The organism is Paracoccus actinidiae, from assembly GCF_030863885.1.
In the GTDB taxonomy this organism is placed as follows: domain Bacteria; phylum Pseudomonadota; class Alphaproteobacteria; order Rhodobacterales; family Rhodobacteraceae; genus Paracoccus; species Paracoccus everestensis.
In genome coordinates, this window is record NZ_CP132956.1 from 3,320,670 (window position 1) to 3,332,751 (window position 12,082).

The window sequence follows — 12,082 nt, forward strand, 5'->3', positions numbered from 1 at the left end:
CTCAGGCCCCCGCGAAATAGATGTCGGCGGCGGGAATCGCCTGCCGTCCCTGCGATCCGGTCAGGATCAGGGCGCCGGTCTCGTCGATGCCGTCAAAGCGGCCGATGGCCTCGGTCGTGCCGGTGCGGGCGGTGATCGTCTCGCCCATCTTCGCGGCACGGGCCATCCAAGCGCTGCGGATGGGGGCAAAACCGTAATCGCGCAACTGCCGGTGCCACTCTTCAAAGGCCAAGGCAAGGGCGGCCAGGAAATCGTCGGGCAGGACGGTCAGTCCGGTTTCGCCTTGCAGGCTGACAGGACGGGTGGCACCGGATTCCAGCTGGTCCATGTCGGGCGCCGCCGCCAGGTTCACGCCAATGCCGATGACCAGGGCGTGGATAGTTCCGCCCGATCCGACGCTTTCCAGCAGGATGCCCGACAGCTTGCCGCCGTTCAGCAGCACGTCGTTGGGCCATTTCAGCGACAGGTTCAGATGCGGCCCGCAAAGCTGGCGCAGGGCATCATGAACAGCCAGTGCCGCGACAAAGGACAGGCGCGCCGCATCCGCCGGCCCGCCCTGGGGCCGCAAAACCAGCGAAGCCGCGAAATTGCCCGGAGGATCCGTCCAGGCCCTGCCCCGGCGTCCCCGCCCCGCCGTTTGCTGGCGAGCCATGACCCAGGTTGGGCCGGTCAGGCCGGGGGCCATGCGCATGGCCTCGGCATTGGTGCTGTCCACGCGGTCCACGACATGGCGCGCCACGCCAGGGGGCCAGCGGACTGCGGCCATGTTATTCAACGGCCGGGGCCACGGCACTGGTATCGGGAAGAAGGCCCGCATCGATCAGCGGCGTGCCGACCAGCGATTCCGCCGCGCGCGCGGCGGCAGTGTCCACGCCCCACATCGACACCGCTCCGATCAGCAGCATTGCCGCCGGAACCACCAAGGCCAGATACTGCACCCCGCCCATGCGGCTTTCCACGCCCTCGGTTTCGGCACCAAAGAACATATAGTAAACGATGCGCAGGTAATAGAAGGCGCCGATGACGGATGCGATGACCCCCAGGATCGCCAGCCACGCCATGTCCGCCTGCACCGCCGCGCCCAGCACGCCGTATTTGGCGAAGAACCCCAGGAAGGGCGGCACGCCGGCCAGGCTGAACATCAGAAACAGGACGGCAAAGGCCTTCACCGGCTCGGCCTGGGCAAAGCGGTTCAGGCTTTGCAGGTCGGTGATCGGGCGGCCGTCGCGTTCCATCGACAGGATGAAGGCAAAGCTGCCCACGTTCATCACGGCATAGATTGCCATGTAAATCAGCATCGTCTGAACGCCATAGGCGGTCCCGGCGGCCAGGCCCACAAGGGCAAAGCCCATATGCGCGATGGAGGAATAGGCCATCAGCCGCTTGATGTTGCGTTGCCCGATCCCGGCGATGGATCCCAGGAACATCGACATGACCGCAAGCGCTGCAATGATCTGGCCCCAGTCGCCCGGCACGTTGCCGAAGGCATCGAACATCAGCCGCGCGATCATCGCCATGGCGGCCACCTTGGGCGCGGTGGCGAAAAAGGCCGTCACAGGCGTGGGCGCGCCTTCGTAAACGTCCGGCGTCCACATATGGAAGGGCACGGCCGAGACCTTGAAGGCCAATCCGACCAGCAGGAACACAAGGCCGAACAGCAGGCCAATGGACAATTGCCCGCCCACCACAGTCTGCACGATCCCTGCAAAGCTGGTCGTCCCGGAAAAACCATAAACCAGCGATGCGCCGTAAAGCAGCATCCCCGAGGACAGCGAGCCGAGGACGAAATACTTCAATCCCGCCTCGGACGATTTCACGCTGTCGCGGCGCATGGCGGCGGCGACGTAAAGGGCAAGGGACTGCAATTCCAGGCCCATGTACAGCATCAGAAGGTCGCTGGCCGAAACCATCAACATCATCCCGATGGAGGCCAGGGCGATCAGGATCGGGAATTCGAACCGCATCAGCTGGTTGCGGTCCATGTATTCCGCGCTCATCGCCAGGACGGCGGCCGCGGAAATCAGGATCGTGACCTTGGCAAAGCGGGCAAAGGCATCGTCGGTGAACATCCCGAAGAATGCCAGTTGCGATGGCCGGTCGGCAAAGCCGACATACAGCCCGACCAGCAGCAGGGCCGTGACCGTGGCCCACAGGATCGGACGGGCAAGGGCATCCTTGCCAAAATACGCCCCCGCCATCAGCGCCCCCAGGGCAAAGATCGCCAGCACAAGCTCCGGCAGGATGGTCGAGAAATCGAGCGCGGTCATCGTGCTTACCTCAATGGCTGGCGTCAGCCGCGTCCGCCTGGGCGGTCACGGCCAGCCCGTCGCGCGCCTCGTGCGGCAGGGCCTCGTGATAGTTGACCAGCAGCGCCTGAACGGCAGGGCCGGTGATGTCGGTGACAAGGCGCGGGTAAACGCCCAGCAGCAGGGTCATGGCGACCAGGGGCGCGAAGATCCATTTCTCGCGCGGGGTCATGTCGGTGATGGTGCGCAGGCTTTCCTTGATCAGCGAACCCAGCGTCACCCGGCGATACAGCCACAGCGCGTAGCCCGCCGACAGGATCACCCCTGTCGCGGCCACGAAGGCCACCCAGGTATTTGCCTTGAAGGTGCCTATCAGGGTCAGGAATTCCCCCACAAAGCCCGAGGTTCCCGGCAAGCCGACATTCGCCATCGTGAAGAACAGGAACACCAAGGCATAAACCGGCATCCGGTTGACCAACCCGCCATAGGCGTCGATGTCGCGCGTGTGCATCCGGTCATAGATGACGCCGACGCACAGGAACAGCGCGCCCGAGATGAAGCCGTGCGACAGCATCTGGAAGATCGCCCCGTCCAGGCCCTGCTGGTTGGCCGCAGACGCACAGGAACAGCGCGCCCGAGATGAAGCCGTGCGACAGCATCTGGAAGATCGCCCCGTCCAGGCCCTGCTGGTTGGCCGCAAAGACCCCCATCGTGACATAGCCCATATGCGCCACCGACGAATAGGCGATCAGCTTCTTCATGTCGGTCTGCGCCAAGGCCACAAGCGAGGTATAGACGATGGCGATCGCCGACATCCAGAAGACCAGCGGCTGCAACAGGTCGCTGGCGACCGGGAACATCGGCAGGCTGAAGCGCAGGAACCCGTATCCGCCCATCTTCAGCAGCACGGCGGCCAGCACCACCGACCCGGCGGTCGGCGCCTGGACGTGCGCATCTGGCAGCCAGGTATGGACCGGCCACATCGGCATCTTCACCGCGAAGCTGGCAAAGAATGCCAGGAACAACAGCGTCTGCACCCCGCCCACCACGGTGATGCCAAGCACCTGCATGGTTTCCGACGAGAAGTCGAAGGCCAGCAGTTCCGCAATGTTCGTGGTGCCCGCCATGCGCGCCATCGCGATCATCGCGACCAGCATCAGCACGGATCCCAGGAACGTATAAAGGAAGAACTTGAACGTCGCATAGATGCGGTTCGCGCCGCCCCAGATGCCGATGATCAGAAACATCGGGATCAGGCCGGCCTCGAAGAACAGATAGAACAGGATCAGGTCGAGCGCGGTAAACACGCCGATCATCAGCCCTTCCAGCACCAGGAAGGCGATCATGTATTCCTTGACCCGGATCTTAACATCCCAGGTGGACAGGATCGTCAGCGGCATCAGGAAGGTCGTCAGCATCACGAACAGGACCGAGATGCCGTCCACGCCCATCCGGTAACGCAGGCCCATGATCCAGGGATGATCCTCGACGAACTGGAAGCCGGTATCCGACGGATCAAACCCCGACAGCACGAACAACGAAATCAGGAAGGTCGCCGAGGTGGCGATCAGCGCCAGCCACTTGGCGTTGCGCTGCGCGGCTTCGTCGTCGCCGCGCAGGAACAGGGCCAGGATCCCTGCCGCCACGATGGGCAGGAAGGTGATGATCGAAAGAAGGTTCGTCATGTCAGTAGGCGCCCCGCATCATCACCCAGATCAGCAAGCCCACGATGCCCAGGACCATCGCAAAGGCATAATGGAACAGATAGCCGGACTGCACCCGCCCGGCAAAACGGGTCAGGCGCGGGATGATTCCCATGGCCATCCCGTTAATGGCGCCGTCGATAACGGCTGTATCGCCGCGCGTCCACAAGGTGCGGCCGATCCACAGCGCCGGGCGGACGAACACAAAATGATAAATCTCGTCGAAATACCACTTGTTCAGCAGGAACCGATAAAGCGCCGGTTGCTGCGCCGCCAGTTTCGCAGGCGCGGCGGGATAGCGGATATACATCAGCCAGGCCAGGGCCAGCCCGATCAGCATCGCCACGAAGGGCGACAGCTTGACCCAGGTCGGGACGGAATGCGCGTCGTGCATGACATGGTTGTCCGACCGCATGAAGATCGCACCCTGTTCGTAACCGGCAAGGGCGGCGTGACCGTCGGCGGCCGTTTCCTCGGACGGATCGCTGGCGGCACCGGCGGCGGCATGGGTCGCGGCACCCTCGGGTTCTCCGTGCGGCGCTTCAGCCACGGCGCCGTCAAGCGCCTCGCCATGGCCGCCCTCGGCCTGCTCATGGACCGCTTCGGGCAGGCCGAAGAACCGCTGCACGTTGTCGCCGAAGAACGCGCCATACCAGATCATGCCCGCGAAGATCGCGCCCAGGGCCAGAACGCCCAGCGGCACGGTCATGACCGGCGGGCTTTCATGGGCGTGGTGATGGGCGTGCAGGGGGTCGTGGTGGTGGTCGTCATGCCCGTGGCCATGACCCGGAACGGGCTGCACTTCTTCCTCGGTCTTGATTTCGACGTCCCAGACCTTTTGTGGACGCGGCGCGCCCCAGAAGGTGAGGAACATCAGCCGCCATGAATAGAAGCTGGTCATCAGCGCGGCGATCACCAGCAGCCAGAAGGCATAACCCACGCCGGAGGCATAGGCGCTTTCGATCACGGCGTCCTTGGACAGGAAGCCCGCGAAGCCAATATGGGTCAGGGGAATGCCCACGCCGGTGATGGCCAGCGTGCCGATCAGCATTGCGGCAAAGGTCAGGGGGATCTTTTTCCTCAGCCCGCCATAGTTCCGCATATCCTGCTCGTGGTGCATCGCGTGGATCACCGACCCCGCGCCCAGGAACAGCATGGCCTTGAAGAAAGCGTGCGTGAACAGGTGGAACATCGCCACCGAATAAACGCCCACGCCTGCTGCCACGAACATATAGCCAAGCTGCGAACAGGTCGAATAGGCGATCACGCGCTTGATGTCGTTCTGGACCAGGCCCACCGTCGCCGCAAAGAATGCGGTCGAGGCGCCGATGATGACCACGAACATTTTGGTTTCGGGCGCGAATTCGAACAGCGGCGACATCCGGCAGACCAGGAACACACCCGCCGTCACCATGGTCGCGGCGTGGATCAGGGCGGACACAGGGGTCGGGCCTTCCATCGCGTCAGGCAGCCAGGTGTGGAGGAACAGTTGCGCCGACTTGCCCATGGCGCCGACGAACAACAGGAAGGCCAGCAGGTTCGCCGCGTTCCAGTCGGTCCACAGGAACCGAATCTGGGCCTGGGACAGGTCGGCCACCTGGGCAAAGATCGCATCGAACTGGATCGACCCGGTCATCCACCACAGCCCGAAGATGCCCATCAGGAAGCCGAAGTCACCGACCCGGTTGACGACAAACGCCTTGATCGCGGCGGCATTGGCCGACGGCTTGCGGTAATAGAAGCCAATCAGCAGATACGAGGCGACGCCGACCCCCTCCCATCCGAAGAACATCTGCAACAGGTTGTCGGCCGTCACCAGCATCAGCATGGCAAAGGTGAAGAAGGACAGATAGGCGAAGAACCGCGCCTTGTAGTGTTCGTCATGGGTCCAGTTGTCGTCATGGGCCATGTAGCCCATCGAATACAAATGGACGAGCGCCGAGACGGTGGTCACCACGATCAGCATGATCGCGGTCAGCCGGTCCAGGCGGATCGCCCATTCGGCGCTGAAATCGCCGGACACGATCCAGTCCATGACGGGGATATGCTGCGTCTGGCCGTCGAAGCCCAGGAACACGATCCATGAAAACAGCGCGGCGACGAACAGCACGCCCGTGGTCAGCAGCTGCGCGGCCTTTTCGCCGATGATGCGCCAGCCAAACCCTGCGATCAGGGCGGCGACCAGGGGCGCGAACAGGATGAATTGCACCATGATCGCTTACCCCTTCATCACGTTGACATCTTCAACCGCGATCGAGCCGCGGTTGCGGAAGAACACCACCAGGATCGCCAGGCCAATCGCGGCCTCGGCCGCGGCGACGGTCAGGATGAACATGGTGAAGACCTGCCCTGCCAGATCGCCCAGATGGGCCGAAAAGGCCACGAAGTTGATGTTGACCGACAGCAGGATCAGTTCGATCGACATCAGGATGACGATGACGTTCTTGCGGTTCACAAAGATGCCAAAGATCCCGGCGACGAACAGTATCGCCCCCACGACAAGGTAATGTGTCAATCCGATCATCGTCTTTCGTCCCTCCGGGCCGTTTACCCGTTGATATCTTCGTTCGCAGTCCGGGCGGGCCTTTACAGCCCCTGCCCCGGCTTCACGTCGCGCAGTTCCATGGCCGTGGCGGGATCGCGATACATCTGTTCCAGCACGTTCTGGCGCTTGACGTCGCGGCGGTGGCGCATGGTCAGGGTGATCGCGCCGATCATGGCGACCAGCAGGATCAGCCCCGCAACCTGGAACGGCAGCAGATAGCGGTCATACAGGATCGAGCCCAGGGCGTTGGTGTTCTGCGCCTCGTTGAGGATGGGCGCGGCCCGCAGCGTCGTGGCCTGATCCGAGATCTGCCAGCCGCCAAAGGCGATAGTCAGCAGGGCCAGCAGCACAAGCGCGATCAGTCCGGCAAGCGGCAGGTATCGGGCGAACTCGCCCTTCAACTGGGCAAAATCCACGTCCAGCATCATCACGACGAACAGGAACAACACCGCCACCGCGCCGACATAGACGATGACTAGCAGCATGGCCACGAATTCCGCGCCTTGCAGCACGAACAGACCGGCGGCCGAGATGAAGGCCAGGATCAGCCACAGGACCGAATGAACGGGATTGCGGGATAGAACCACCATAAAGCCCGCCGTGCAGACCGAGATGGCGAACAGATAAAAGGCGAAGGTGATCATTCCGTCTGTTTCCCTTCATGTTCGGTGAAGACGCCCTGGGCGATCTCCAAGGCCTTCTGCATCGCCGGGATGCCGCCGAACATACCCATCTGATAGATCACCTCGGCCACTTCGCGCACGGTCGCCCCTGCCTCGATGGCGTGGCGGATGGTCAGACGCAGCTGCGGCTCGGCGTGCGCGCCCTGAACGGTCAATGCGGCGATCGTCACCAGCAAGCGGGTCTTGGCATCCAGCCCGTCGCGGTTGAAGGTGCGGCCAAACCACATCTCCAGCATATCCGCCGGCATGGTTGGGATCATCTTCTCGAAGGTGCGGGGATCGAAATTCTCGATGCCAGGATTGAATGCACGGGCCATTTCCTGGCCCGACTGCATCATCTGCTGAAACAGCTTGGTGAAGGCGTCGCTCATCTGTAGGGCGCGTCGATGGACAGGTTGCGGGCGATCTCGGCTTCCCAGCGGGCGCCGTTGTCCAGCAATTTCTGCTTGTCGTAGAACAGTTCCTCGCGCGTTTCCGTCGCGAATTCGAAGTTCGGTCCTTCGACAATGGCATCGACCGGGCAGGCTTCCTGACAGAAGCCGCAATAGATGCACTTGGTCATGTCGATGTCGTAACGCGTCGTGCGGCGGCTGCCGTCCTCGCGCGGCTCGGCATCGATGGTGATCGCCTGGGCCGGGCAGATCGCCTCGCACAGCTTGCAGGCGATGCAGCGTTCCTCGCCATTGGGATAACGGCGCAAGGCGTGTTCACCGCGGAAGCGTGGCGACAGCGGGCCCTTTTCGTGCGGATAGTTGATGGTCGGCTTGGGCGCGAAGAAATACTTCACCCCAAGGCCGAAGCCTTTCAGGAAATCCACCATCAGAAAATACTTGGTGGCGCGGGCGATGTCGAATGCCATCAGAGTTCTTCCCCTTGCTTGGGCGCGGCGAAGCGGTCGAAAGCCGCCACGTATTCGCGGACCCTGGCGCCGTCACGGGACTGTTCGGCACTATCCAGATTGTTGGCCAGGAAATGCGCGAACTCGACCTTGTCGGTTTCCGACGCATTTGCCAGCATTTCGGCGATCCTGTTCGAATAAGCCATGCCTTATGCCCCCGCCCAGCGTGCCCAGAACGAACCGAACACTTCATAGCGCGCCAGGAAGGCGATCAGCACGACCCAACCCAGCGACAGCGGCAGGAACACCTTCCAACCGATGCGCATCAACTGGTCATAGCGATACCGCGGGACAATGGCCTTCACCATGGCGAACATCCAAAACCAGAAGACCATCTTCAGGAACATCCAGATCGCGCCGTCGGGAATGCCGGGGATGGGCGACAGCCAGCCCCCGAAGAACAGCAGGCTGATCAGCGCGCACATCAGCCAGATGGCGATGTATTCGCCCGCCATGAACAGCAGATAGGGCGTGGAGGAATATTCGACCATGAAACCCGCGACCAGTTCGGATTCAGCCTCGGCCAGGTCGAAGGGCGGGCGGTTCGTTTCGGCCAGGGCGCTGATGAAGAACAGCACCAGCATCGGGAAATGCGGCAGCCAGTACCAGGACAGCAGCCCCGCGCCCGATTGCGCCTCGACAATGGCGCTGATGTTCATCGACCCGGTCGAGATGATGACGCCGATGATGATCAGGCCCAGGCTGACCTCATAGCTGATCATCTGCGCGGCCGCGCGCAGCGACGACAGGAACGGGTATTTCGAGTTCGAGGCCCAGCCGCCCATGATCACGCCATACACCTCGAGCGAGGAGACGGCGAAGATGAACAGGATGCCCACGTTGATGTCGGCCATCACCCAGCCGGGCGCGAAGGGGATCGCCACGAAGGCCAGCAGGGCCAGGGTCATAGACAGGAACGGCGCCAGGAAGAAGACGAACTTGTCCGCCCCGGCAGGAATGACGATTTCCTTCAGGACGTATTTCAGCGCGTCGGCGAAGGTCTGCAGCAGGCCCCAGGGACCGACCACGTTCGGGCCGCGCCGCATCTGCACGGCGGCCCAGATCTTGCGGTCGCCATAGACCAGAAAGATCAGCGACAGCATGACAAAGGCAATGACCGCCAGACCCTGCGCCAGCAGGATAACAGTTATGCCCAGAGAGGAAGCCCAGAATTCGGCCATGCGCCCGTCCCTATCCTTTTCACGCTGCGGGAATGCCGCGTGCCTTGCATTCGCGCAAGGTGTCTTCCGTTTCCATCACCCGCAGGCCCATCGGCTTTTGATCCGACAGCGTGAACGCGGCCCTGATCGTCAGCTTGCCGTCGCGTGTGTCTTGCAGCGTGCGCACATGGCGGCCATATGCCTCGCCATTCTGCATGGCCCAGCCGGCCAATGCGCAGGTGGCATACGAGAAGGCGATATCGGCGTCTACCCCTTCGCGCAACTTCGCCGTGACTTCCACCAGATCGGACGATCCGTTGGGATCCAGCGACGCCACCCTGGTGCCTAAAAAATCCTCTGGGACGATCTCGGTTCCCTCGGCCCAGGCAGGCAGCGCGGGCTGGGTGCGGGCGGCAAAATCCTCGAGCGCCTTGTCCTGCGCGGTCTGGCGGGGCGGCAGATCGGCCGCGACCATCCCGCCCAGGTTCAGATCCAGGTTGGCGTTCAGCGCCATCAGATCGGCCTCGGACACGGCGAATGCGTCCTGCCCTTCGGGACTGTCAAGCGCCATGGTCGTGACGCTGCCATCGGGTTCCAGGATCAGGATCTCGCCCGATTTGGTCGAAATCCGGGCCAGCGTCAGGGGGGCCTTGCCATCGGCGGCGCCGGGCGTGGCGACCCTGGCGGTCATCGTCTCGGGCTTGGGCTTGGGCCGGGCCTCGTCTGCATCCCCCGTGCAGCCCGACAGGATCGCAGCACCGGCAAGGGCTGCGATCATGAACCGGGGCTGGCAGGTGGCTTGCCGCATGGCTGTCACTCGGCCGCTAGGGCCGGGGCGGCGGCGCGCGCTGCTGCCATGCGCGACAATTCCCCCATCAGGGGCGAACAGCGCGCAATCGGATTCGTCAGATAAAAATCCTTGACCCCGTTGCGGAAGCTTGCGGTGCCCATGTCCAGCCGCTGCAAGGCTTGCCATTCGTTCTCGGGCACCTGGTCGATCTGCGCCAGATGCGGCACGGCCCCGACCAGGGCACGGCGCAGTTGCGCCAGGCTGTCCCAAGGCAGCGTCGCACCCAGTTCGGCGGACAGCGCCCGCAGGATCGCCCAGTTCTCCTTGGCCTCGCCCGGCGCGAAGTTCGCGCGCAGGGCCAGTTGCGGGCGCCCTTCGGTATTCACGAACAGGGCCGTTTCCTCGGTATAGCAGGCGGCGGGCAGGATGATGTCGGCCCGGTGCGCACCACGGTCGCCGTGGCTGCCCTGATAGATCACCGTGGCGCCCGGGGCGATGTCCACCTCGTCCGCGCCAAGGTTGAAGATCACCTCGGCCCCCTCGATGGCAGCGTCCATGCCGCCTTCGGTTACCGCGCCCACATCCATCGCACCAACGCGGGACGCCGCGCTGTGCAGAACCAGCAGCTTGCAGTCGTCCAGTTCGCAGATGCGCATGGCATTGGCCAGGACCGCCTCGCCATCCGCCTCGCGAAGCGCGCCTTGGCCCACGATCACGATGCCGGGCGTGCCTTGGCTCGACTGGAAATCGCCTTTGACCAGCTCGGACAGCGCCGCGCGGTCGGCGCCATGGTGGTGATAGTCATAGGTCAGATCCGCCCCCTCGCCCACCACGGCCACCTGCGCGCCATGTATCCAGGCCTTGCGGATGCGCGCGTTCAACACCGGAGCCTCGTCGCGCGGGTTGGTGCCGATCAGAAGAATCCGCTTGGCCGAGTCGATATCGGCAATCGTCGCATTGCCCACATAGGCCGAGCGGTTACCCGCAGGCAGGCGTGCGCCATCGGTGCGGCATTCCACGTTGCCGCCCAGTCCCTCGATCAGGTGCTTGAGGCTGAATGCGGCTTCGACCGGGGCCAGATCACCCACCAGACCGGCGACCTTTCGCCCCTTCATGGCTGCGGCGGTTGCGGCCAGTGCCTCGGCCCATGTCGCCACGCGCAGCTTGCCGTTTTCGCGGATATAGGGCCTGTCCAGCCGCTGGCGGCGCAGCCCGTCCCACACGAAGCGGGTCTTGTCGCTGATCCATTCCTCGTTCACGCCGTCATGGTTGCGCGGCAGGATGCGCATGACTTCGCGCCCCTTCACGTCCACGCGGATGTTGCTGCCAAGCGCGTCCATCACGTCGATGGTCTCGGTCTTGCGCAGTTCCCAGGGGCGCGCCTTGAAGGCATAGGGCCGGCTTACAAGCGCGCCGACCGGGCACAGGTCGATGATATTGCCCTGCAGGTTCGAGGCCAGCGTCTCGTTCAGATAGCTGGTGATCTCGCTGTCCTCGCCGCGGCCGGTCTGGCCCATCTGGCTGATGCCCGCGACCTCGCTCGTGAAGCGCACGCAGCGGGTGCAACTGATGCAGCGCGTCATGTGGGTTTCGACCAGCGGCCCCAGGTTCAGTTCCTCGGCGGCGCGCTTCGGCTCTCGATAGCGGCTGAAGTCTACCCCGTAAGCCATTGCCTGGTCTTGCAGATCGCATTCGCCGCCCTGGTCGCAAATGGGGCAGTCCAGCGGGTGGTTGATCAGCAGGAATTCCATGACACCCTCGCGGGCCTTCTTGACCATCGGGCTGTTGGTGCGGATTTCCGAAGGCGCACCATCGGGGCCGGGCCGCAGATCCTTGACCTGCATGGCGCAGGATGCGGCAGGCTTGGGCGGACCGCCCACGACCTCGACCAGGCACATCCGGCAGTTTCCTGCGATGGACAGCCGTTCGTGGTAACAGAAACGCGGGATCTCGATCCCGGCCAGTTCGCAGGCCTGGATCAGGGTCAGGTTGGGATCGACCGCGATCTCGGTCCCGTCGATCTTGATCGTGCGCAAGTCGGCCATCGGCTTTTTTCC

The 12,082-nt window shown here is 63.4% G+C and carries 11 protein-coding genes and 1 pseudogene; all 12 read right to left on the reverse strand.

Features of this window, described 5'->3' with window-relative positions; translation table 11 throughout:
* Position 1: 1 nt before the first annotated feature.
* The 12 genes and pseudogenes from Q5701_RS16560 to nuoG all read right to left on the reverse strand — a co-directional run bounded on the left by Q5701_RS16560 (position 2) and on the right by nuoG (position 12,070).
* Positions 2-766, reverse strand: a complete 765-nt coding sequence (locus Q5701_RS16560) for a biotin--[acetyl-CoA-carboxylase] ligase (protein ID WP_306752101.1) — start codon at positions 764-766, stop codon at positions 2-4.
* Position 767: 1 nt separating this feature from the next.
* Complete coding sequence (nuoN, locus tag Q5701_RS16565; RefSeq protein ID WP_306752102.1) at positions 768-2,267, reverse strand: NADH-quinone oxidoreductase subunit NuoN; 1,500 nt, start codon at positions 2,265-2,267, stop codon at positions 768-770.
* 10 nt (positions 2,268-2,277) lie between these two features.
* A pseudogene (locus Q5701_RS16570) lies at positions 2,278-3,931 on the reverse strand (NADH-quinone oxidoreductase subunit M).
* Position 3,932: 1 nt separating this feature from the next.
* Positions 3,933-6,161, reverse strand: coding sequence for an NADH-quinone oxidoreductase subunit L (gene nuoL, locus Q5701_RS16575; RefSeq protein WP_306752103.1), 2,229 nt, complete (start codon positions 6,159-6,161; stop codon positions 3,933-3,935).
* A 6-nt stretch (positions 6,162-6,167) separates the two neighbouring features.
* Positions 6,168-6,473 carry an NADH-quinone oxidoreductase subunit NuoK gene (gene nuoK / locus Q5701_RS16580; protein ID WP_234855444.1) on the reverse strand — a complete coding sequence of 102 codons (306 nt, stop codon included), beginning with the start codon at positions 6,471-6,473 and terminating at the stop codon, positions 6,168-6,170.
* A gap of 62 nt (positions 6,474-6,535) precedes the next feature.
* Positions 6,536-7,138 (reverse strand): NADH-quinone oxidoreductase subunit J, encoded by a 603-nt coding sequence (locus Q5701_RS16585; protein WP_234855443.1) that lies wholly within the window; start codon positions 7,136-7,138, stop codon positions 6,536-6,538.
* Positions 7,135-7,548, reverse strand: coding sequence for a carboxymuconolactone decarboxylase family protein (locus tag Q5701_RS16590; RefSeq protein WP_234855442.1), 414 nt, complete (start codon positions 7,546-7,548; stop codon positions 7,135-7,137). Before Q5701_RS16590 ends, Q5701_RS16585 begins: the two co-directional genes overlap by 4 nt.
* A complete protein-coding gene (gene nuoI / locus Q5701_RS16595; RefSeq protein ID WP_234855441.1) occupies positions 7,545-8,036 on the reverse strand; it encodes an NADH-quinone oxidoreductase subunit NuoI in 492 nt (163 codons plus the stop codon). The genes Q5701_RS16590 and nuoI overlap by 4 nt, the downstream gene beginning before the upstream one ends.
* Positions 8,036-8,221, reverse strand: a complete 186-nt coding sequence (locus Q5701_RS16600) for a hypothetical protein (RefSeq protein WP_306752104.1) — start codon at positions 8,219-8,221, stop codon at positions 8,036-8,038. The genes nuoI and Q5701_RS16600 overlap by 1 nt, the downstream gene beginning before the upstream one ends.
* Before the next feature lie 3 nt (positions 8,222-8,224).
* Positions 8,225-9,256, reverse strand: coding sequence for an NADH-quinone oxidoreductase subunit NuoH (gene nuoH, locus Q5701_RS16605; protein WP_234855439.1), 1,032 nt, complete (start codon positions 9,254-9,256; stop codon positions 8,225-8,227).
* Positions 9,257-9,275: 19 nt separating this feature from the next.
* Positions 9,276-10,013 (reverse strand): YNQ4 family lipoprotein, encoded by a 738-nt coding sequence (locus Q5701_RS16610; RefSeq protein ID WP_306752105.1) that lies wholly within the window; start codon positions 10,011-10,013, stop codon positions 9,276-9,278.
* Between the two features lie 35 nt (positions 10,014-10,048).
* The gene (gene nuoG, locus Q5701_RS16615; protein ID WP_306752106.1) at positions 10,049-12,070 is read right to left on the reverse strand and encodes an NADH-quinone oxidoreductase subunit NuoG; all 2,022 of its coding nucleotides are present in this window, start codon (positions 12,068-12,070) and stop codon (positions 10,049-10,051) included.
* Positions 12,071-12,082 lie beyond the last annotated feature (12 nt).